The sequence below is a fragment of the Pseudomonas sp. JAI115 genome, from assembly GCF_014200835.1.
Lineage (GTDB): Bacteria > Pseudomonadota > Gammaproteobacteria > Pseudomonadales > Pseudomonadaceae > Aquipseudomonas > Aquipseudomonas putida_A.
On sequence record NZ_JACHCY010000007.1, the window covers coordinates 145738 to 167098 of the forward strand.

The following is a 21361-nucleotide window of genomic DNA, read 5'->3' on the forward strand; positions in this document are numbered from 1 at the left end:
TGGCGCTGATCTTGTGGGGCGGGCTTGCTCGCGAATGGCGCGACGCGGTTCAACGGGAGATCGCGTGTTTGCGCAGCTTTCTATAGAGCGTATTACGGCTGACCCCGAGCTGCTGCGCGGTCTGGGTCATGTGCCAGCGCGTTTGCTCCAGCGCATTGAGCAACGCCAGGCGTTCGGCGTCCTCCAGCGGATGCCCGGACTCAACCGTCTTCAGCTCCAGCCTTGGCTGCGCCTGGCGAATCATCGCCGGCAAATCCTCCAGCCCGATCCATCCTTCATCGCACAACGCCGCCAGCGTGCGCAGGACATTGCGCAACTGCCGCACGTTGCCCGGCCAGTTGAACGCCAGCAACGCCTGACGTGCCGTCTCTTCGATCACGATTGTTTCTCCGCCGGCCTCCTCGGCCAGCAGGAAATCCAGCAACTGAGACTTGTCGCTACGCTCACGCAGCGCCGGCAGCGCGACCTCCAGCCCATTCAGCCGGTAATACAGATCTTCGCGGAAGCTGCCGCCTTCGACCCGTTCCAGCAGATTGCGGTGAGTGGCGCTGATGATCCGCACGTTGACCGCTTCCGGCTCGCCGCCAATCGGCACCACCTGCCGGTCTTCCAGCACCCGCAACAACCGGGTTTGCAGCGCCAGCGGCATGTCACCAATTTCATCGAGGAACAACGTGCCGCCATCGGCCTGCTGCAGCTTGCCGCGCATGCCGTCCTTGCGCGCGCCGGTGAAACTGCCACCGCGATAACCGAACAGCTCGCTCTCGATCAGGCTTTCCGGGATCGCCGCGCAATTGAGGGCGACGAAGGCTTTGTTGGCGCGCTGGCTGGCGTGATGCACAGCCTTGGCAAAGGCTTCCTTGCCGGAGCCGGTTTCGCCATTGATCAGCAGCGGCACGTCGCGTTCGAACACCCGCAGCGCCTTGCGGAAATCCGCTTGCAGCGCCGTGTCGCCGAGGCAAATGCCCGCCAGCGCTTGCGGCTTGGCCACGATCGGGGCCGGCAGGATCGGCGCCGGCTTGCGCGATTCGCCGCGCAACAAGGCAAACAGATGCCGCCCGTCGCGGGTGCGCAGCGGCCAACTGGCGCTGGCATTGGCGCTGGCCCGACCGAACAACTCGTCCAGCGAACAATCGAAGAACGCTTCCACCGGCTTGCCGAGCAAGCCTCCGCGAATATGCCCGAGCAGGTTCAGCGCGCTCTGGTTGACCGCGCTGATCCGCCCTTCCCCGTCAAACGCCAGCAGCCCTTCGCTGAACAAGCCGACGGATTCGGCCTGAAGATGGAAACGCAGCAGCCATTGGTTATCGAAGCAGCGCAGGAAATAGCAGCTCTCGATCATCTTCGCCGACAGATTGACCAGCGCCATGGTGTGGAACTGGCTCTGCCGCGAAACGTCGTGGCGCGCCGAGGACACGTCGAGCACCGCCAGCAGTTCGCCGTGCGGGTCGAACACCGGGCTCGCCGAGCAGGTCAGGCCGGTGTGGCGGCCGCGAAAGTGTTCGTCCTGATGGATGGTCAGTGCCTGGCGCTCGACCAGACAGGTGCCGATGCCGTTGGTGCCTTCGCAGGCTTCGCTCCAGTCGGCGCCGAGCCAGAGACCGGCGCGTTCGAAAATCTTGCGCTCGGCCGGCGCGGTGAGGCAGTTGAGGATCACCCCGCGCGCGTCGGTCAGCAGCACCGCATGACCGGCGCCGGAGAGTTGTTGATGCAGGCTGCTCATTTCATTACCGGCGATCTGCAACACCTGTTGCAGGCGTTCGCGGCTTTCAAGCACGCGCCCGTGTTCGAGCACGGTGGGCGCCATGGTCAGGGCCGGATCGAGGTGATAGTCCTCAAGACAGCGCAGCCACGAGCGGGCAATCGACGGATCGGCACCGGGCCCGTGCAGGTGCGGCTTGCCCTGACTGACGGTGAGAACCTGCTGGGCATGGCGACTCAAATGGTTGTCGTGCATTTCTTATTATTCTCCCCGAGATCAGTGCCGCCTCTTTATTGGCTGGCACATACCTTGTGGTGAGGGGATTTATCCCCGATCGGCTGCGCAGCAGTCGTAAATCCGGCATACGCGGTGAATCTGAGTCGCCACAATTTTTATTGGGGCTGCTTCGCAACCCATCGGGGATAAATCCCCTCACCACAAAGGTGCATCTGGGCGATTGGCAGTCAGCATCCTCCAGCCATCGGCGCATTGCAATGCTGGCAAGACCAGCCGGTCACTGGCTGTGCCAAAAGCGGTACAAACTGTCACCCCCTCTGTACCGAAACCATCACAGGCTGCGTCCGCCCGTCCGACACAAACCGCGCAAAGCCTTGATTTGCCTGCCCTGCACGGCAGTGGCCCGACCTTTGCTCTACGCTTATAGCAAGCGCACTTGCGCGTTTCTCTAATAAGTACAAAGCCAAGGAGAACAACATCATGCGTTACGCTCACCCCGGTACTGAAGGCGCCAAAGTCTCGTTCAAGAGCAAGTACGGTAACTACATCGGCGGCGAGTTCGTCGCACCTGTCAAAGGTCAGTACTTCACCAACACCTCGCCAGTGAATGGCCAGCCAATTGCCGAATTCCCTCGCTCCACTGCCGAAGACATCGACAAGGCACTGGACGCCGCCCACGCCGCTGCCGATGCGTGGGGCGCGACCTCTGTGCAGGCGCGCTCGCTGATCCTGCTGAAAATCGCCGACCGCATCGAACAGAACCTCGAACTGCTGGCGATCACCGAAACCTGGGACAACGGCAAAGCCATCCGCGAGACCCTCAACGCCGACATCCCGCTGGCCGCCGACCATTTCCGCTACTTCGCCGGCTGCCTGCGCGCGCAGGAAGGAAGCGCTGCCGAAATCGACGGCAACACCGTGGCCTATCACATCCATGAACCGCTGGGTGTGGTCGGGCAGATCATCCCGTGGAACTTCCCGCTGCTGATGGCCGCGTGGAAACTCGCCCCGGCACTGGCCGCCGGCAACTGCGTGGTACTCAAGCCTGCCGAGCAAACCCCGCTGGGCATCTGCGTGCTGATGGAGCTGATCGGTGATCTGCTGCCACCGGGCGTGCTCAACGTGGTGCAAGGTTTCGGCAAAGAAGCCGGCGAAGCCCTGGCCACCAGCAAACGCATCGCCAAGATCGCTTTCACCGGTTCGACCCCGGTCGGCTCGCACATCATGAAATGCGCGGCCGAGAACATCATTCCATCGACCGTGGAGCTGGGCGGCAAGTCGCCGAACATCTTCTTCGAAGACATCATGCAGGCCGAACCGACCTTCATCGAAAAAGCTGCCGAAGGCCTGGTGCTGGCGTTTTTCAACCAGGGCGAAGTCTGCACCTGCCCGTCCCGCGCACTGGTACAGGAATCGATCTACGACGAATTCATGCAAGTGGTGATGAAGAAAGTCCTGCAGATCAAACGCGGCGACCCGCTGGACACCGACACCATGGTTGGCGCGCAGGCGTCCGAACAGCAATTCGACAAGATCCTGTCGTACCTGGAAATCGCCAAGGGTGAAGGCGCCGAGCTGCTGACCGGCGGCAAGGTGGAAAAACTCGAGGGCAACCTGGCAACCGGGTATTACATCCAGCCAACCCTGCTCAAGGGCACCAACAAAATGCGCGTGTTCCAGGAAGAAATCTTCGGCCCGGTGGTAAGCATCACCACCTTCAAGGACGAAGCCGAAGCCCTGGCGATCGCCAACGACACCGAGTTCGGCCTCGGCGCCGGCCTGTGGACCCGCGACATCAACCGCGCCTACCGCATGGGCCGCGCGATCAAGGCCGGTCGCGTATGGACCAACTGCTACCACCTGTACCCGGCGCACGCCGCGTTCGGCGGATACAAGAAGTCCGGCGTTGGCCGTGAAACCCACAAGATGATGCTCGATCACTATCAGCAGACCAAAAACCTGCTGGTGAGCTACGACATCAATCCGTTGGGCTTCTTCTAAAACCCGGGGGCGATACAGATATTTCTGTGTCGCCCTTTCGACCGCTTTCGCGAGCAGGCTCGCTCCCACAAGGGAGTCGTGTCGCACCACATACACAGGCTCGGCACAAATCCACTGTGGGAGCGAGCCTGCTCGCGATGGCGTCCTCAATGACACAACACAAGGCCTGGCCGCTCTGGCACGGCCCTTGCGTACCCGTCATTCAGGTTTTGCACAAAAACTGCCGCTGCGTGAACAGCATCCATCCACCTCAACCACTGCACCCGAAAGTCCAACAGATCGAACAATAAAAAACAGAGAGGACTTATGACTTCCACCACACAGCTCAAACCCACACTCGGCACCCTGCACCTCTGGGGTATTGCCGTCGGCCTGGTGATTTCCGGCGAATACTTCGGCTGGAGTTACGGCTGGGGCACCGCGGGCACCCTCGGATTTCTGGTCACGGCGCTAATGGTCGCGACCATGTACACCTGCTTCATCTTCAGCTTCACCGAACTGACCACCGCGATTCCCCACGCAGGCGGACCGTTTGCCTACAGCCGCCGGGCGTTTGGCGAAAAAGGCGGGTTGATTGCCGGCATCGCCACGCTGATCGAATTCGTTTTTGCCCCACCGGCGATCGCCATGGCCATCGGCGCCTACCTCAACGTGCAGTACCCGGAGCTTGATCCGAAGGTCGCGGCGGTCGGCGCGTATTTCGTGTTCATGACCCTGAACATCCTCGGCGTCAGCATCGCCGCGACTTTTGAGCTGGTGGTCACCGTGCTGGCGGTCGCCGAGTTGCTGGTGTTCATGGGCGTGGTCGCGCCGGGCTTTAGCTTCAGCAACTTCGTGCTCAACGGCTGGTCGGGTGCCAACGAGTTCACCCTGGGCTCGATCCCCGGAATCTTTGCCGCGATCCCGTTCGCGATCTGGTTCTTCCTCGCCATCGAAGGCGCGGCCATGGCCGCCGAAGAAGCGAAGGATCCGAAACGCACGATTCCCAAGGCCTACGTCAGCGGCATCCTGACCCTGGTGTTCCTTGCCATCGGCGTGATGGTGATGGCCGGCGGCGTCGGCGACTGGCGTCAGCTGTCGAACATCAACGACCCGCTGCCGCAGGCGATGAAAGCGGTGGTCGGCAACAACTCATCGTGGATGCACATGCTGGTGTGGATCGGCCTGTTCGGCCTGGTGGCGAGTTTCCACGGGATCATCCTCGGCTACTCGCGACAATTCTTCGCCCTCGCCCGCGCCGGTTATCTGCCGAAAAGCCTGGCCAAGTTGTCGCGCTTTCAGACCCCGCATCGGGCGATTCTGGCCGGCGGTGTGATTGGTATCGCGGCGATTTACAGCGATGGACTGGTCAATCTGCAAGGCATGACCCTGACTGCTGCGATGATCACCATGTCGGTGTTCGGCGCGATCGTGATGTACATCATCAGCATGCTCAGCCTGTTCAGACTGCGTAAGACCGAGCCGAATCTGGAACGCACCTTTCGCGCCCCGGGCTATCCGGTGGTGCCAGCAATTGCGCTGTTTCTGGCCGTGGTGTGCCTGGTGGCGATGGCGTGGTTCAACACGCTGATCGGCTGTGCGTTCCTGGGTTTCATGGCCGCTGGCTATCTGTATTTCCAGCTGACCGCCAAGCAACGCTCAGAAGCCCCGGCAGACGCTATGCTCGAAGGTATCTAGTTGCACCGGCACCGGGCCTGTCGCCCGGTGCCCGCTATATAGAAGTGCATGAAGATCCCCTGTGGGAGCGAGCCTGCTCGCGAAAGCGGAGTGTCAGTCGACACCTGTGTTGAATGTCAGTCCGTATTCGCGAGCAGGCTCGCTCCCACAAAGGCTCACCTCCTGCACAAAAGCAGATTGCAGTAATGATTGGAGAACACCGCCCCATGGCCGCATTTGCCCATTCCGTCGGCGCCCAGACCTACCGCTTCGACAGCCTCAAGGACGTCATGGCCAAGGCCAGCCCGGCGCGCTCCGGTGACTTTCTGGCCGGCGTTGCCGCGCTCAATGACGGCGAACGCGTGGCCGCGCAAATGGCGCTGGCCGACATCCCGCTCACGCATTTTTTGCAGGAAGCGCTGATTCCTTACGAGACCGATGAAGTCACCCGACTGATCATCGACACCCACGACAAACAAGCCTTTGCCGTGGTCAGCCACCTCACCGTCGGTGGTTTCCGCGACTGGCTGCTCAGCGACGCCGCTGACGAAACCAGCCTGCGCGCCCTCGCCCCCGGTCTGACCCCGGAAATGGTCGCCGCCGTGTCGAAAATCATGCGCGTGCAGGATCTGGTGCTGGTGGCGCAGAAGATCCGCGTGGTCACAAAATTTCGCGGCACCCTCGGCCTGCGCGGGCGCTTGTCGACCCGGCTGCAACCGAACCATCCGACCGACGAACCCTCCGGCATCGCCGCGAGCATTCTCGACGGCCTGCTGTACGGCAACGGTGACGCGATGATCGGGATCAACCCGGCCACCGACAGCATCGCCTCGATCTGCGCGATGCTGGAGATGCTCGACGCGATCATCCAGCGCTACGACATCCCGACCCAGGCGTGCGTACTGACCCACGTCACCACCTCGATCGAGGCGATCAACCGGGGGGTGCCGCTGGATCTGGTGTTCCAGTCGATTGCCGGCACCGAAGCGGCCAACGCCAGTTTCGGCATCAACCTCAATGTATTGCAGGAAGGCTATGACGCCGGGCTGAGCCTCAAACGCGGCACCCTCGGACAGAACCTGATGTATTTCGAGACCGGTCAGGGCAGCGCACTATCGGCCAACTCCCACCACGGTGTCGACCAGCAGACCTGCGAAACCCGGGCCTACGCCGTGGCGCGGCATTTCAAGCCGTTTCTGGTGAATACCGTGGTCGGCTTCATCGGCCCGGAATACCTCTATAACGGCAAACAGATCATCCGCGCCGGCCTCGAAGACCACTTCTGCGGCAAGTTGCTCGGCGTGCCGATGGGTTGCGACATCTGCTACACCAATCACGCCGAAGCCGATCAGGACGACATGGACACCCTGCTGACCCTGCTCGGTGTGGCCGGGATCAACTTCATCATGGGCATCCCCGGCTCCGACGACATCATGCTCAACTACCAGACCACCTCGTTCCACGACGCGCTCTACGCCCGTCAGACCCTGGGCCTGAAACCGGCGCCGGAGTTCGAGCAATGGCTGGCGAACATGGGCATTTTCACCCAGGCGGACGGCAAGGTTCGCTTTGGCAACAACCTCCCGCCGGCCTTCCGCCAGGCGCTGGCGCAACTGGGATGAGTGTGATGGACAAACCGCCTGTCGACCCGCAAAACCCATGGTTGGAGCTGCGCCGCCTGACCCCGGCGCGCATCGCTCTGGGCCGTACCGGCACCAGCCTGCCAACCAGCGCCCAGCTGGATTTCCAGTTCGCCCACGCTCAGGCACGGGATGCGGTGCATCTGCCGTTCGACCACGCCGGGCTCAGCGCGCAACTGAGCGAGCGCGGGCGCGAGACCTTGTTGCTTCACAGCGCCGCGACTGATCGCAACAGCTACCTGCAACGCCCGGATCTGGGGCGCAAGCTCAGCGACACCTCGGCGCAGAGCCTGCGGGATTACGCGCAGGCCAACCCCGGCGGGGTCGATCTGACGATTGTGGTGGCGGACGGTCTGTCGGCACTGGCGGTGCATCGGCATACCCTGCCGTTTCTGACCCGCCTGGAGGAGCAGATGAGCGCCGACGGCTGGTCGCTTGCCCCCGTGGTGTTGGTGGAGCAGGGTCGAGTGGCCATCGGTGACGAGATCGGTCAGTTGCTGGGTGCAAAAATGGTCGTGATGCTGATCGGAGAGCGTCCGGGCCTCAGCTCGCCCGACAGCCTCGGTTTATATTTCACCTACAATCCAAAAGTCGGGCTGACCGATGCCTACCGCAATTGCATCTCCAACGTGCGGCTTGAGGGCTTGAGCTACGGCATGGCGGCGCATCGCTTGCTGTATCTGATGCGCGAAGCCTGCCGGCGGCAGCTGTCGGGGGTCAATCTGAAGGACGAAGCACAGGTGCAGACGCTGGAGTCGGACGCCGGTGCGGACATGAAGGGAAACTTCCTGCTCGATCCGCCCACAACCTGAACCGTTTCCGCATTGCGTTTCTGCGCTGCTTTCAGGCAGGATCGACGCACGGCCGCAGGGTTTCCCATCGCCGTCAGAGCAGTTGAAGACAGCCACTTGAAGACGAGACCTATCATGCGGATTATTCAAGCGACCCTCGAACACCTGGATTTGCTGACCCCGTTGTTCGTCAAATATCGCGAGTTCTACGGTTCCCTGCCCTACCCGGATTCCTCCCGCGCGTTTCTCGAAAAACGCCTGCGCCGCAAGGAGTCGGTGATTTATCTGGCCCTGGCCGATGATGACGACAAGAAGCTCATGGGTTTCTGCCAGCTGTATCCAAGCTTTTCCTCGCTGTCGCTCAAGCGCGTGTGGATCCTCAACGACATCTATGTCGCCGAAGACGCCCGCCGCCAACTGGTGGCCGACAACCTGATTCGCACCGCGAAGAAAATGGCCAAGGAAACCCAGGCCGTGCGCATGCGCGTTTCCACCAGCAGCAACAACGAAGTGGCGCAGAAAACCTACGAATCCATTGGCTTCAAGGAAGACACCGAGTTCAAGAACTACGTGCTGCCGATCAGCGACGAGCTCTAGCACTCATCAAGGGCCTGTTGTGGCGAGGGAGCTTGCTCCCGCCGGGCTGCGAAGCGGCCCCACCTCAGTCATCTCAACAGGTCAGACAAATCAAGGCTTGGGAGTGCTTCGCCCTCCAGCGGGAGCAAGCTCCCTCGCCACACCAACCTTGCCGCCACCATCAATGCCTGCCTGACATTTGTTCACACCCCGACATCCCTCGCTACAAAACCAACGCGCTTTTCACCTCTCAGACCGTATAATCCCGAGCTTTCCGGCTTGTAAGAAAAACTACACCCCGCTGTAGGCTTACACCCGAATCATCCGCACAGGCCTGCCGAGTCGGGCCGTCACCACAGGTGCCCCCATGGATTTCAACCCGCTCGACCTTATCCTGCATCTCGATGTGTACCTCGATTTGCTGGTCACCAACTACGGGCCGTGGATCTACGCGATTCTGTTCGCTGTCATCTTCTGTGAAACCGGTCTGGTGGTGATGCCGTTCCTGCCGGGTGATTCGCTGTTGTTCATCGCCGGTGCCGTGGCGGCGGGCGGTGGCATGGATCCGGTGCTGTTGGGCGGACTGCTGATGCTCGCGGCGATCCTCGGCGACAGCACCAACTATGTGATTGGCCGAACGGCGGGCGAAAAACTGTTCAGCAACCCGAACTCGAAAATCTTCCGTCGCGACTACCTGCAAAAAACCCACGATTTCTACGACAAGCACGGCGGTAAAACCGTGACCCTGGCGCGCTTCCTGCCGATCATCCGCACGTTTGCCCCGTTCGTCGCCGGCGTCGGGAAAATGCCCTACCCGCGTTTCTTCGCGTTCAGCGTGTTCGGCACCATCCTCTGGGTCGGCGGCCTAGTGACCCTGGGTTACTTCTTTGGCAACGTGCCGTTCATCAAGAAGAACCTGTCGTTGCTGGTGGTTGGCATCATCCTGCTGTCGCTGGTGCCGATGATCATCGGCGTGGTGCGCAGCCGTTTCGGCGGCTCCAGCTCCAAAGCCGAAACCCACTGATCCGATGTGGTCACTGAGCGCCTGGCGTCGCCGGCGCATTCTGGCCAGGCACCCGATTGCCGACGACCTGTGGCAACGGGTGCGCCATCACCTGAGCTTTCTCGACGGCATCAGCGCCGCCGAAGACCAATGGTTGCGTGAAGCCAGCGTGCTGTTTCTGGAAGAAAAACACCTGACCGCCCTGCCCGGCGTCGAACTGCATCAGGAACAGCGCCTGCTGCTCGCCGCCCAGGCCCAGTTGCCGCTGCTCAATCTCGGCGACTTGAACTGGTATCAGGGTTTCCACGAAATCGTCCTCTACCCCGACGACTTCCTCAGCCCGCAACGCCATCGCGATGCCAGCGGCGTCGAGCACGAGTGGGACGGCGAACACAGTGGCGAAGCCTGGCAACAGGGGCCGATCATCCTCGCCTGGCCGGGGGTGATGGCCAGTGGTGGCTGGGAAGGCTACAACCTGGTGATCCACGAACTGGCGCACAAACTCGACATGCTCAACGGCGACGCCAACGGTCTGCCGCCACTGCACGCCGACATGCGCGTCAGCGACTGGGCCGAGGTCATGCAACACGCCTACGATGACCTCAACCGCCAGCTCGACCGCAACCCCGACGCCGAAACCGCCATCGACCCGTACGCCGCGGAGAACCCGGCGGAGTTCTTTGCGGTCACCAGCGAATACTTCTTCAGCGCTCCGGATCTGCTGCACGCGGCTTATCCACAGGTCTACTTGCAACTGCAGCTTTTCTACCGGCAGGATCCGTTGGGCAGGCTGCGGCAACTTCAGGCCACAGACCCGGTCTATCAGGCGCACGAGTAAGCGCTGCACGACTTCTGGTACGTGGCGTCGGCGTAGGAATATGCCTATAATCGCCGCCACTTTTTGGTCAATCCGGCCAAGTGTTTTTGGTCAACTACGGGGGCAACGCCCAATGAGCTACAGCAAGATTCCGGCTGGCAAAGACCTGCCGAACGACATCTACGTCGCGATCGAGATCCCGGCCAACCACGCGCCGATCAAATACGAAATCGACAAAGACAGCGATTGCCTGTTCGTTGACCGTTTCATGGCCACCCCAATGTTCTACCCGGCCAACTACGGTTACATCCCGAACACCCTGGCTGACGACGGTGATCCCCTCGACGTGCTGGTTGTGACCCCTTACCCGGTTGCTCCAGGCTCGGTGATCCGCGCGCGTCCAGTCGGCATCCTGAACATGACCGACGACGGCGGCGGCGATGCCAAAGTCATCGCAGTCCCACACGACAAGCTGTCCCAGCTGTACGTCGACGTGAAGGAATACACCGACCTGCCACCGCTGCTGATCCAGCAGATCGAGCACTTCTTCGCGAACTACAAGGATCTCGAAAAAGGCAAGTGGGTCAAGATCGAAGGCTGGGCTGGCGCTGATGCCGCTCGCGACGCGATCACCAAGTCGGTAGCTGCCTACAAGGGCTAAGCGCCGGCTGGCTGCATGACGCTTGAAGAAAACCCCGGTTGATCCGGGGTTTTTTGTGCCTGAGAAACGCCGCTTTAAACAGTGTGTTTATTGCGGACTACAGAAAAGTTTCGAAGTGAGTGATTTCCCACAAGCACGTCTTACATCCAGTCGCAAAATACAGGCTTTTTTTGAACAGCCGGTTTATTCAAACCGCTCTGGCACGGCCGTAGACTCGGTGTTTATGAGAAAGAACACTAGCGGTCCAAGATTCAAGGCACTCCTGGAAGCAGCGAACATCACCACCACGGGATTCGCAAAGTTCTGGGGCACGGAAGCCCAAAACATTCATAACTGGTACACCCGGGGCGTCCCGGCGTATCGCATGGAGGAAGTCTCACGCCTGCTCTCGGTCAACAGCGAGTGGCTGAAAACCGGCGAAGGCAGCAAAGAGTCACCCCGCCTGCAAACGCCTGCCAGCAACGGCGACACCTTCGACGCGCAGTCCGTCAACGGCGTCTATTCCATCATCAACCCCAACGACATCGAACTGCCGTTTTTCAAGGAAACACCGCTCAGCGCCGGCGCCGACAAAACCCACGTCATCCTCGACCCCGAGCAGACCGTCCGCCTGCCCCGGGCCCATCTCGCCCAACTGGAAATCCGCCCAAGCGACGCCATCTGCGCGCACATGATCGGCAACAGCATGGCCGAGCGCATCGAAGACGGCTCCATCGTCGGCATCGACCGCGGCCTGACCCAGGTGGTCGACGGCGAAATCTACGCCATCGAACACGACGGCATGCTGCGCATCAAATACCTGCACCGCATGCCCGGCAACGCCCTGCGCCTGCGCAGCCACAACAGCGCCGAATACCCGGACGAAATCTTCCGCGCAGCGCAGATCGATGAGCAGCGGATCCATATTCTGGGCTGGGTATTCTGGTGGTCGACCCTGGGCAAACGCCGGCCGGTGGTGCCGTTTCTCTGATCGGATAGGGATCTTCAACCCTGCACCAACCCCTGTGGGAGCGAACATGCTCGCGAAGAGGCCCCGAAAATCAGTACAAATCGCGAATTTTGCCCCCCGCGGTGGCTCTATTCCGCAGTTGAGGCTGGGAATCCCCAACAAAACTCAGTATCCTGCGCCCCACATTTGCGCATCGCCCCGCTCCCGCGGCTCAGATGACGCCTGACGCGGCAGACCAACGTCTGGCCAAGTCCCACAGCCGGACGCAGATCCGGGTGTACGTTTTGAAGGCTGACGCGGTTTACCAAAAATAAACCAAGCCAGTCCCCGAGAAGCCGGCCACAAGCCGGCTTTTTAATGCCTTTCTGTCTGACCCTGAATAACGCTTACACCTGTTTCAGGACCAGACAATCAATCAAGCTGAATTGCAAATCGCCGGCGCGTTGACGTTTAGAGCCTGCTTGCAACGTCATTCAGTATCGCTACAACGCGATCCTGCTGCTCCTCCGACAGTCCCACCCAAAGGGGTAACCGTACGAGCCTCTCAGCTTGTCGATTGGTGACATCAAGATTTCCATGAGCACGTCCATATCGCAGCCCGGCCGGTGATGAGTGCAGAGGAACATAGTGGAAAACCGACCAGATCTCGTTGCTCTTGAACTGGTTCAGCACGTCCTGACGATCAATTTCCGGTGACAACAGCACGTAATACATGTGGGCATTATGCTCACACTCTGCAGGCACGATCGGACGTCTCAGCACGCCCTTGGCTTCCAGCGGCGCGAGTAACTCGTGATAACGCTCCCAACTGGCCAGGCGCTCCCGAGTAATGCGGTCGGCCTCTTCAAGTTGCGCCCAGAGAAAGGCAGCAATGAGTTCTCCCGGTAAGAACGAAGAGCCAACTTCCTGCCATGTGTACTTATCCACCTCGCCTCGGAAAAACCGGCTACGGTCTGTGCCCTTCTCGCGAATGATCTCTGCCTGCAGGGCCAGAGTGGACTGATTGACCAGTAATGCTCCGCCCTCTCCGGATATCACATTCTTGGTTTCATGGAAGCTGTACGCTCCGAGGTCACCAATACTGCCCAGCGCCCTCCCCTTGTATCTGGCCATAACTCCCTGCGCCGCATCTTCGACGACCATCAAGCCATGGCGGCGTGCGATCGACATGATTTCATCCATCGCGCACGCTACACCCGCATAATGAACGGGCACGATTGCACGAGTACGCGGCGTAATCGCTGACTCGATAAGTTTTTCATCAAGATTCAACGTGTCTTCACGAATATCGACAAAGACGGGAACCCCTCCGCGCAGAACAAAAGCGTTAGCAGTGGACACAAACGTGTACGACGGCATGATGATTTCGTCACCCGGTTGAATGTCCAGCAGAAGGGCTGTCATCTCTAGCGCCGCTGTGCAAGAGTGGGTCAGCAATGCCGTATTACACCCGGAACGCTCTTCGAGCCAGCTATGGCAACGCTTCGTAAAAGGCCCATCACCCGCCAGGCTGCCGTTGAAGTGCGCTTCGGCTATGTAGTAAAGCTCCTTTCCCGTCATATGTGGCCAGTTGAAAGGAATTTTTGAGTTTACTTTTTTCATTTACTCTCCGAAATGCGACTTCAACGCGGAATTCAAAACTGAAAACAACCTGAGCCAGAAACATTGGGTGACCGGCAACTAGCCCCGGGCGGCGACCACGGTACCTACAACGATCAATCCGACTCCTAATACTTTCTGCAATGTAATGGGCTCACTCAAAATCCAAGCACTCAAAAGCAAAACCACAACAAAGTTGATACTCATGAATGGATAAGCGTGACTCAATTCAAACTTTGTCATGGCCGCCATCCACGCCAGCGAAGCCAAAAAGGCAGCGGCGAACCCCGAAAATATTGCAGGATCCAGAAGCAGCCCTAAAAGAAACTTGATTTTGCTGAAAGTATCCACTGGCAGCGGACCAAACTGTGCTATACGCCACTTTAAAATTAACTGTCCATATACGGTGAAAACGATAGTTGCCAGAATGTACATGTAATCGAAAACGCGGATCACGAATATCTCTCCACTACAGCGATGCCCGATTCCTTCCGCCCGTAATTTCGGCCGCAATAAAGCCGGTGCTGGAATTTTGCGTGAACGACCACGATCAGATACTCAACCATCTCGCAACCTCTGCCAGAATACCTCATAGTCCCCTCAGACTCGTGCTTGGAAAGTTTGAACGCTCGGTAGCGGTGCCAATATAGACGCCATCGGCAGCCGCATCTGCCAGTAGCAGTGTTCCGGCACCGATAACACACCTTTCTGCGACTTTTATATGATCGCGCAAAGTGGAATTTATCCCGATGAAACACTGCTCGCCGACTTCGACGCCACCGGAAATAGCCGCATGCGGGGCAATGAACGTGTGATCTCCGATTACCGAGTGATGGCCAATATGACTTCCGCTCCACAAAGTCACATTCTTGCCAATCGATACGAAAGGCTGGACGATACTGTTTTCCAGAATCAGGCAGTTTTCGCCTATCTCGCCATTGTTGAGAACCGTTGCGCGGGAACTGATATAACTGACCAAGGTGTAACCCAAAGCCTTTACAGCGAGAAACTTTTCTTTGCGCACGGCATTAAGACTGGCGTAACCGAGCGCTACAAAAAAATCGAAATGCTCTGGCGGAAACCTGCCTGGTATATCCTCGAATGCAATGACAGGCAGACCACAATACTCTGGGGCCTTGATGTATTTGGAATCAACGGTAAAGGCGACCACTTCATATTCCGAGTCCGAACTGAAGTAGAAATACGCAAGTTGGGCGATCTCGCCAGAGCCGAATATTACAATCTGCCTTCTCATATTACTTTCGCACCAGAATAGTGAACTCATATAGCCCATAGTCATGCAGCAACGCTACTTGACGTGAGTAACGGCGCTTGCACAGATCAAATAACTGGCTTGGGTCCGCGTAGTAAAGATAATCACGCTTCTTGTCTTCATCGGAATATGAAGTCAGGCAATTGAAGGAAAAACCGCGTCGACTGGATTGATCCAGGATATCCAGCGTCGCCTGAAGGTAGTCATACCATTCAGCATCCGTACGCTGCAGACGAACATTGAAAATACCACTGGCAACACTGTAGTCACTCACTACATCGGGTTGCGATGCGGTGAATAATCGCGCATTGGCTGATTGGATGCGGGCCTCGGCGGCAGCAGTCATCTCCGCCGACACATCTACCCCCAGGTAAGAAGCCTTTGGATGTTTCGCCACAAGAAAATCGTACAGTGCACCATATCCACAGCCGAGGTCAGTCAACGAAAACGTAGCTGACGTCGGGTCGATAATTTTGCATAACTGCTCGAACCGGACGAATTGACTCTCTACACCGTTCCAGTCGACTCCGCGAGGCGTTACGCCATGCTCGGCCAGTTTTTCCGAGTAGTACGTCGCTACTTCTTTGAGCAAATCATTCTTGTCGTTGTGCATAAATCTGTCTCACGATGGTATAGGGACGCTGTTTCGTTTCCGAGAAGATTCTCGACAAGTAGATACCCACTACACCGATGAATGAAATGATCATGCCGCCGAGCAACCAGATCGACGCCATCACCGAAGTCCAGCCGCTCATGGGTTTTGCAAGGAACAACCAGTGCGCAACGAGGTAGGCGATGTATATACTTGCAAACAGGGAGATGGATACGCCTATATAGAAAATACTCACTAAGGGCGCGTTGCTGAACGAGGTCACGGAATTGACCAACAGCGACATTTTCCTGCGAAGGGTATAGGTGGTTTCACTGGTGCTGTGTTTATTGATCACACGGGCATGTTGAGTAAAGCCAGTGGTATGCCAAAGGCCTGCCATGAAGACTTCACGCTCCCGGTGCTGCAACAGGGCATCTACATAACGCCGCGTCATCATTCTCGTCGTAACAGCGTTTACTGGCAATGCGAGCCCCGTCAGACCTTTGAAGAAACGATAAAACCACTGGCCGCTCCAGCGCTCGAACCAATTGCCTTTTCTGCTCTCCTGAACGCCATACACTACATCGCAGTGTTCCCGTTCCATTTGCCCGGCGAAATCCACAAGCCATTCGGGCTCTTCTTCAAGATCGCTGTCAATCAGGAACACGCGTTTACCTCTGGCTTGCGCCAGCCCGGTCATCATGGCCTTGTGGTGACCAAAGTTGCGTGACAGGTCAACCACAACGACATGCGGATCCTGTTCGGTCAACTTTACTGCCAGTTTTAAACTATTGTCCGGAGAACCATCGTTTACGAGGATTATTTCGTAGTCGTCGCCCACCAGTGTTCTGGCGGCAGCACTGGCTCTCTCGTGAAACTCGGTAACGTAGGCAGCAGACTGATAGAGAGTCGCCACAATGGAAAGATTCATGCAACGTACCTCATGTAGCGGGGAGCGTCCCTGCCACAATTGAAAAGCAGATCGAGAATAGTGACGCCATGCGCGAAGTCGCCCCACATCTGAGGGTATTCGGGGTATCCGGCATAATCGAACCAGCTAAGTTTGACCCCGGAGGCGGAAAAAAGACCTTCATCGATATAGTCTCTAGCCGCCGGACCCGAGATGTATTCACCGCCACCAGCTTTCATACAAAGGTCCACCAAGCGCTCGGTCTTTCCATCCTCAAAGGTGTAGTCCCACGAGTTGCTGATCTTAGTCTTGATCGAAAGATAGCGGCAGATGGCTTCGATCAGGCTGCGGTTCAACTGCGAGAGATGCGTATAGCTCTCCTGCAGATAAAGCGGCTCTAGCCACTGCGCAATCTCAGCGAAATGCGGAGCGCGGCGATAGTTCTGCTGCAAGGTTCGCCAATGTGCCTCTGCCCAGTCTGTGCCATCGATTTTGGTTTCTCGAATGGTTTGATGGTATTTACCCTTGACCGATACAGGAACGGTTAACCATTGAATACCCTGAGGCGTTTTGATCTGGTTACGGTTTCGCCAGTCGCGTCGGGTGTATTGCATGTCGTCGAAAAGGATGAACTCATCCACGGCGGCGATCATGTCGAAATAGCCCTTCCATGGAATATAGTTCGACTGAAGAATGGCGATTTTTTTCATTGACCGGGGACTTTTGTTTGATAAATCTCAAAGGGCGGATTGCTCAAATCCGGAACCCGCTCAAACTTGTCAACAATATATTGATAAGTCAAAGGGTGTGTATTTCTGAAGCGCAGTTCATCTCTTCCATCTAAGGCCAGATCAAAAACAAGTGCAAAGCCGGGTCTGGATTCCTCTATCCGGCTAATTTCCTTTTCTTCGAACACTGCGGAGCGAGGGAACAACGCATAAATCTCCCACATTGGGGATTTGCGCTCCAACAGTGCATAGGCTCCCGGCCAGAACGGCACTACGACAAAAGGCTTCTCACCACCGGAGGAATACTGATTATCCAGTTGATGGAGCAGGGTTATTGCTTTTGCCGTGCCAAGATCGACCTGAAGGTTCCTACCGGAAACCTCGACATTCACACATTCTTTGCTTGCCAGACATTGCAAGCCAGGATGGAACACATTCATCACCCAGAAACTGGCAGCACACAGGGCAACGGCAAGCGGCCATTTTGCTTTCGATTGAACGCTGGAAAGCACCACCAGACATCCCATAAGAAACGGGAATAAACCTTGCGCGAGATGCCCCACATCCGCACGCGAGAAGGCGTAATGCGCATAGGGAAGTGAAAGGAAGGCCGATGCAACCAGCGCCGGAGGTACAGGCTTTTCCCTGAACTTGCAGTAGATAACCCATGCAATCGAGATCCCGCCAAAGGCGAGAGTTGCGACAAAGAAAAGGCCGACCAGTAAGCCGCGGACAGCCTCACCGACCGTAGCGCTGGCAAATCCGACCGTCCACGGCCAAGGGATCGGCAACGGCAAATTTGTCGCCTGCTGCTCGAACAGGAAACGAATACTTTCCCAAAATGCCATGGCAAAGCCTGGCATTAGCAATGCCATTAAAATAACAGGAAGAAATCCGACAACGACACCGGCCGCCCACAACAATCCCCCTTTGAAAAAGTTTGGAGCAGAATGATTCCTGATAGAGATCCAGGCAAACACTCCCACACTGCCAGCAACGCCATAAATGCCATGATTGCGTCCGAAAACCGCGACCAGACCTACAAGAATTCCGACAATAAAATAGCGTTTTGGAATTGGATGACTGATCAGATAGCTGAGTACGCCAATCAGTAATATCGACAGGGTAATATCAAAAAGCTTATGCCGCGGAAACATCCAGAGAACTAGAGTCAAAGCCGAGATCAAAGCGAATACAATATCCGGCTTACGTGCAACTTTTCCGGATCGGGAAATCAACCAAAGGCCGACAAAAAGCCCCACCCCCTGAAAAATCGCAACACTGGCCCGCAGACTAATTATGTCGTTGCTACCGACGATGTTCATAATCGCCGCAGACCAATAATAACGCCCTGGGTCGTAGGCCATAAAATCAAGTATTGGCACTTCACCCAGCATGACCCGCTGGACGCCGTACCAAAGAAACCCTTCATCCCAAAGATTAAATCCCTTGCTTCCTTGCCATATAAAAAGCAAAGCGATTATAAACAAAGACAATATTAATTCTTTAAATGGGATATATAATTTGTTTTGCCCCAAGCGGTTCATGATCACTTCTTTCGATAAAATTGCCATATTGATCGGCGCAGAGATAAACGTCACCCTTTGATCTGGGAGGTAGCCCGTACGCCACACGCAAAATACGGGGCTACTAATGCCCCGTGACGCGCAATTATAAACAGTTTTACCTATCGTGTTGCCGCTTCTGTTCCACCTGAAAATGAGATCCACACCGCGTTTTTTCCAGTATTCAGTATTAGTGAGCCGAATTTCAGCAACTGCTCTGCCGCTCATGGATAGCTGAAAGATTTTATTAACGTCAACTCCCCCACCGCCCGCATCGGGATCAGAAACGTCTCCATCTTCTCGCTCGGCGTCCCCTCTTCAGTAATCACCGTCACCTGCGCCGTGGTCAGTGCCTTTACCGCCTCATCTCCACCCTCATCATCCCCGCGATACCCACCGCCGTAATAATTCACATACACCAGATACTGGCCCTTGATCGGCGCCGGCATGGCGAAGATTTCCGGGCCATAGCCGGTGGTGACGTCGACGTCGAGCGCGGCGCCGTTGGGTGCGACGCGGTCGCCGTACCAGATGTGCGCGCCGTCGGGGGTGATCAGGTGCAGGTCGAGGTCGGTGCCGTCGCTGTCCCAGGAGAGCAGCACGCGCAGTTTGGCCGGGGTGGCGCCGCCGCTGGCGTTGAGGAACTGCGTGCGATGGCGTTGCTGGCCGTCGGGGCTGCGCACTTCGACGCTGTTGCTGCCGTTGGGGAAGGAGAACGGGCGGTCGAAGCGGCCACTGTCGTCGATTTTCAGCGGCATGCTGACACCGTTGACGATCAGCCGGCCGGGATCCTTGCTCTTGGGGGTGGCTTTGATTTCGCCGCTGATGCGCGCGGTGTTGGCCTGGCCGACCGGGGTGTTGACCGAGGAGGCCGGGTAGTTGACGGTCTGGCGGAAGTTCTCGCCTTCGCCCTCGGGCGCGCCGGTGCGCCAGCCGCCGACCGGGGTATCGAGTTTGACGCTGTCAGCGGCCATTGCCATCGGCCATGCATTGAACGCACAGAGCAACAGCAAGACCTGTGGATAACGGAGTGTCATGGTCTATTCCAGCAAGAGGTGACGGGCGAGCCCTTCGATGTAGGTTTCATCCTGACCATTGGGATGTGCTTCAAAGGCCAGGTGCAGGTATTCGTGAGTCAGGTCGAGGCGATCCTGCAGCGTGAGCACGCCGCGCACGTAAATGCGCTGGCGTTCGCGATCGACAAACGGGCGGCCGAACGCAAGTTTGCACACGGCGAACGAGCTGACTTCGTTGTAGCCGGTTTCGCTTTCCAGCGTCGGACGCCAGCCGCGACGCTGCTTTTGCAGCCAGTCCTGTGCGGCGGGCAGTGCTTCGCAGGAAGCAACCGGGTTGTCCCAACGGCTGAGGCTGGCGCGCGGATAGGCGTGCAGCAGAATCGCGTCGTAGCGCTGGCCGGCGTTGGCCTGCTCGACGGCTTGTTGCCAGGCGAGTTTGTCCGGGCCGGGTTGATCGGAGTGATAGGTGACGGTGCTGCCGGCCAACACCAGATCCGCGGTCCATGCGGCGATGTTGCGCGACTCGGCGGAGGCTGGGCGTGGGGCGACGCGCTGGCGGTTGCTGCTGTCGTCGATGCTCAGGCAATCGCCGTTGCGCGTGGCGTTTTGCAGCAGATAGGTGCGGATCGCCACGGCCAAGGCTTTGGCGGCTTCGGCCGGTTCAGGTTTGGCTTCGCGCTCAAGCACACGGGCGACGTATTCTTCGCGATCAAGTCTGGCGACCAGTTTGTCGTTGAGCAGAAACAGTTCGCCGCCGCTGTGGATATCCAGCGCATTGCCGTTGGCGAATTCGACGCGGTAGTCGCCCTGCAAAGGCCCAGAGCCAGCGACGCGCTCACCCGACAGGACTCGCGAAAGCGGATAACGCGAGAACAGTCCGACCTCTACACAACGCCCTGCTTCCGCCGGCCACGAAGAAGGCAGCACCGTCGCCAGCGACTGACCGTAATGGCGCAAAACCATCTGACTGGTACCACGCCCACTGGCCCAGATCGGCGAGCCGTCCGCCGTCCAACCGGCGAAACCGCCCTGCCGCGATTGCGGATCCTGATCGCCGAGCCAGCTCCAGGTTTTCACCCGCAAGCGCCCGCCCAGCTCACCGACCACATTGCCGTCCGCCGCATTCAGCACGACGTCGAGCAACACGCGGCGCATCTGCTCCCGCGCTGGCAGCACCGACAACACCTTCAGCAAGTCAGTCACGGAAACCCGCGTGGCCGGCTGCACGCCTGGCAAATCCAGCAACCACGAAGGCGCCTGCCGCACCTGCCAATACGTGCGCCAATCGGCAGCAGCGATGCCCAATCGCGCCGGCTCAAAGTACAAGCCGCAGGATTTGACCAACGCCTGATCACGCTCGATCCTGCCGCCCGCCGAGCAGCAATAAACCTCTTCCTTCGACTGCCCGCGACATTCATACGCCGGCTCGCGCGCACCGGTATCCACCAGCCACGCATAGACGAACAATTTCCACAGACTGCCCAGCGGCGTATCCAGCGTCGACGGCAAGGGCTCGCGGGCGGTCAGTTGCGTCTGATTCAACGACAGCAACTCGCCCTTGTACGCCAGCCGCAGCGGCTCATCCTGCGCCGTCGCCAGCGCAGGCATCACACACATCAACAGCCACAGCAGCGGCCGGTTCATG

The 21361-nt window shown here is 58.2% G+C and carries 19 protein-coding genes; 9 read left to right on the forward strand and 10 right to left on the reverse strand.

Going from position 1 to position 21361, the window contains the following annotated elements; genetic code table 11:
- Window positions 1-49 precede the first annotated feature (49 nt).
- Complete coding sequence (locus HDC30_RS17910) at window positions 50-1957, reverse strand: sigma-54-dependent Fis family transcriptional regulator (protein WP_183784215.1); 1908 nt, start codon at window positions 1955-1957, stop codon at window positions 50-52.
- Between the two features lie 462 nt (window positions 1958-2419).
- On the opposite strand from HDC30_RS17910, the gene HDC30_RS17915 reads away from it, so the two are divergent.
- The 9 genes from HDC30_RS17915 (at window position 2420) to HDC30_RS17955 (ending at window position 12054) form a co-directional block, all read left to right on the forward strand.
- Window positions 2420-3940, forward strand: a complete 1521-nt coding sequence (locus HDC30_RS17915; protein ID WP_025108675.1) for an aldehyde dehydrogenase family protein — start codon at window positions 2420-2422, stop codon at window positions 3938-3940.
- Window positions 3941-4246: 306 nt separating this feature from the next.
- Window positions 4247-5617 carry an ethanolamine permease gene (gene eat / locus HDC30_RS17920; RefSeq protein WP_183784217.1) on the forward strand — a complete coding sequence of 457 codons (1371 nt, stop codon included), beginning with the start codon at window positions 4247-4249 and terminating at the stop codon, window positions 5615-5617.
- 206 nt (window positions 5618-5823) lie between these two features.
- On the forward strand, window positions 5824-7218 hold the full coding sequence (locus HDC30_RS17925) for an ethanolamine ammonia-lyase subunit EutB (protein WP_183784219.1): 1395 nt from the start codon (window positions 5824-5826) through the stop codon (window positions 7216-7218).
- A 5-nt stretch (window positions 7219-7223) separates the two neighbouring features.
- Window positions 7224-8048, forward strand: a complete 825-nt coding sequence (gene eutC, locus HDC30_RS17930) for an ethanolamine ammonia-lyase subunit EutC (protein WP_183784221.1) — start codon at window positions 7224-7226, stop codon at window positions 8046-8048.
- A gap of 114 nt (window positions 8049-8162) precedes the next feature.
- Window positions 8163-8624 (forward strand): N-acetyltransferase, encoded by a 462-nt coding sequence (locus HDC30_RS17935; protein ID WP_003228592.1) that lies wholly within the window; start codon window positions 8163-8165, stop codon window positions 8622-8624.
- Between the two features lie 346 nt (window positions 8625-8970).
- Complete coding sequence (locus HDC30_RS17940; RefSeq protein WP_027612912.1) at window positions 8971-9627, forward strand: DedA family protein; 657 nt, start codon at window positions 8971-8973, stop codon at window positions 9625-9627.
- A 4-nt stretch (window positions 9628-9631) separates the two neighbouring features.
- The gene (locus HDC30_RS17945; RefSeq protein WP_027612913.1) at window positions 9632-10444 is read left to right on the forward strand and encodes a zinc-dependent peptidase; all 813 of its coding nucleotides are present in this window, start codon (window positions 9632-9634) and stop codon (window positions 10442-10444) included.
- A 112-nt stretch (window positions 10445-10556) separates the two neighbouring features.
- The gene (gene ppa, locus HDC30_RS17950) at window positions 10557-11084 is read left to right on the forward strand and encodes an inorganic diphosphatase (RefSeq protein ID WP_008052339.1); all 528 of its coding nucleotides are present in this window, start codon (window positions 10557-10559) and stop codon (window positions 11082-11084) included.
- 223 nt (window positions 11085-11307) lie between these two features.
- Window positions 11308-12054, forward strand: coding sequence for a helix-turn-helix transcriptional regulator (locus HDC30_RS17955; RefSeq protein ID WP_027612915.1), 747 nt, complete (start codon window positions 11308-11310; stop codon window positions 12052-12054).
- Between the two features lie 429 nt (window positions 12055-12483).
- Here the strand turns inward: HDC30_RS17955 and rffA are convergent, their stop codons facing one another.
- The 9 genes from rffA to HDC30_RS18000 form a co-directional block, all read right to left on the reverse strand.
- Window positions 12484-13635 (reverse strand): dTDP-4-amino-4,6-dideoxygalactose transaminase, encoded by a 1152-nt coding sequence (gene rffA / locus HDC30_RS17960; protein WP_183784223.1) that lies wholly within the window; start codon window positions 13633-13635, stop codon window positions 12484-12486.
- A 78-nt stretch (window positions 13636-13713) separates the two neighbouring features.
- Window positions 13714-14088, reverse strand: a complete 375-nt coding sequence (locus HDC30_RS17965; RefSeq protein WP_311661348.1) for an EamA family transporter — start codon at window positions 14086-14088, stop codon at window positions 13714-13716.
- A 133-nt stretch (window positions 14089-14221) separates the two neighbouring features.
- Complete coding sequence (locus HDC30_RS17970) at window positions 14222-14932, reverse strand: acetyltransferase (protein ID WP_260319941.1); 711 nt, start codon at window positions 14930-14932, stop codon at window positions 14222-14224.
- Window positions 14889-15518 carry a trans-aconitate 2-methyltransferase gene (locus HDC30_RS17975; protein WP_183784225.1) on the reverse strand — a complete coding sequence of 210 codons (630 nt, stop codon included), beginning with the start codon at window positions 15516-15518 and terminating at the stop codon, window positions 14889-14891. The genes HDC30_RS17970 and HDC30_RS17975 overlap by 44 nt, the downstream gene beginning before the upstream one ends.
- On the reverse strand, window positions 15499-16428 hold the full coding sequence (locus HDC30_RS17980; protein WP_183784227.1) for a glycosyltransferase family 2 protein: 930 nt from the start codon (window positions 16426-16428) through the stop codon (window positions 15499-15501). Before HDC30_RS17980 ends, HDC30_RS17975 begins: the two co-directional genes overlap by 20 nt.
- Window positions 16425-17117: a WbqC family protein gene (locus tag HDC30_RS17985; protein WP_183784229.1), complete on the reverse strand. Its 693-nt coding sequence runs from the start codon at window positions 17115-17117 to the stop codon at window positions 16425-16427. Before HDC30_RS17985 ends, HDC30_RS17980 begins: the two co-directional genes overlap by 4 nt.
- Window positions 17114-18928: a hypothetical protein gene (locus HDC30_RS17990; protein WP_260319942.1), complete on the reverse strand. Its 1815-nt coding sequence runs from the start codon at window positions 18926-18928 to the stop codon at window positions 17114-17116. The genes HDC30_RS17985 and HDC30_RS17990 overlap by 4 nt, the downstream gene beginning before the upstream one ends.
- Window positions 18925-19737, reverse strand: a complete 813-nt coding sequence (locus tag HDC30_RS17995; protein ID WP_183784231.1) for a YfaP family protein — start codon at window positions 19735-19737, stop codon at window positions 18925-18927. The genes HDC30_RS17990 and HDC30_RS17995 overlap by 4 nt, the downstream gene beginning before the upstream one ends.
- Window positions 19738-19740: 3 nt before the next feature.
- Window positions 19741-21360 carry a DUF2300 domain-containing protein gene (locus tag HDC30_RS18000; protein WP_183784233.1) on the reverse strand — a complete coding sequence of 540 codons (1620 nt, stop codon included), beginning with the start codon at window positions 21358-21360 and terminating at the stop codon, window positions 19741-19743.
- Window position 21361: the final 1 nt, after the last annotated feature.

What these genes read in the sequence shown, in the direction of transcription:
- HDC30_RS17910 (WP_183784215.1), bottom strand. Translation starts at nt 1,957, where the DNA reads ATGCACGACAACCATTTGAGTCGCCATGCCCAGCAGGTTCTCACCGTC.
- HDC30_RS17980 (WP_183784227.1), bottom strand. Translation starts at nt 16,428, where the DNA reads ATGAATCTTTCCATTGTGGCGACTCTCTATCAGTCTGCTGCCTACGTT.
- HDC30_RS17955 (WP_027612915.1), top strand. Translation starts at nt 11,308, where the DNA reads ATGAGAAAGAACACTAGCGGTCCAAGATTCAAGGCACTCCTGGAAGCA.
- eat (WP_183784217.1), top strand. Translation starts at nt 4,247, where the DNA reads ATGACTTCCACCACACAGCTCAAACCCACACTCGGCACCCTGCACCTC.
- HDC30_RS17995 (WP_183784231.1), bottom strand. Translation starts at nt 19,737, where the DNA reads ATGACACTCCGTTATCCACAGGTCTTGCTGTTGCTCTGTGCGTTCAAT.
- HDC30_RS17945 (WP_027612913.1), top strand. Translation starts at nt 9,632, where the DNA reads ATGTGGTCACTGAGCGCCTGGCGTCGCCGGCGCATTCTGGCCAGGCAC.
- HDC30_RS17925 (WP_183784219.1), top strand. Translation starts at nt 5,824, where the DNA reads ATGGCCGCATTTGCCCATTCCGTCGGCGCCCAGACCTACCGCTTCGAC.
- HDC30_RS17970 (WP_260319941.1), bottom strand. Translation starts at nt 14,932, where the DNA reads ATGACTATGGGCTATATGAGTTCACTATTCTGGTGCGAAAGTAATATG.
- HDC30_RS17940 (WP_027612912.1), top strand. Translation starts at nt 8,971, where the DNA reads ATGGATTTCAACCCGCTCGACCTTATCCTGCATCTCGATGTGTACCTC.
- HDC30_RS17975 (WP_183784225.1), bottom strand. Translation starts at nt 15,518, where the DNA reads ATGCACAACGACAAGAATGATTTGCTCAAAGAAGTAGCGACGTACTAC.
- HDC30_RS17915 (WP_025108675.1), top strand. Translation starts at nt 2,420, where the DNA reads ATGCGTTACGCTCACCCCGGTACTGAAGGCGCCAAAGTCTCGTTCAAG.
- rffA (WP_183784223.1), bottom strand. Translation starts at nt 13,635, where the DNA reads ATGAAAAAAGTAAACTCAAAAATTCCTTTCAACTGGCCACATATGACG.
- HDC30_RS18000 (WP_183784233.1), bottom strand. Translation starts at nt 21,360, where the DNA reads ATGAACCGGCCGCTGCTGTGGCTGTTGATGTGTGTGATGCCTGCGCTG.
- ppa (WP_008052339.1), top strand. Translation starts at nt 10,557, where the DNA reads ATGAGCTACAGCAAGATTCCGGCTGGCAAAGACCTGCCGAACGACATC.
- eutC (WP_183784221.1), top strand. Translation starts at nt 7,224, where the DNA reads ATGGACAAACCGCCTGTCGACCCGCAAAACCCATGGTTGGAGCTGCGC.
- HDC30_RS17990 (WP_260319942.1), bottom strand. Translation starts at nt 18,928, where the DNA reads ATGAGCGGCAGAGCAGTTGCTGAAATTCGGCTCACTAATACTGAATAC.
- HDC30_RS17935 (WP_003228592.1), top strand. Translation starts at nt 8,163, where the DNA reads ATGCGGATTATTCAAGCGACCCTCGAACACCTGGATTTGCTGACCCCG.
- HDC30_RS17985 (WP_183784229.1), bottom strand. Translation starts at nt 17,117, where the DNA reads ATGAAAAAAATCGCCATTCTTCAGTCGAACTATATTCCATGGAAGGGC.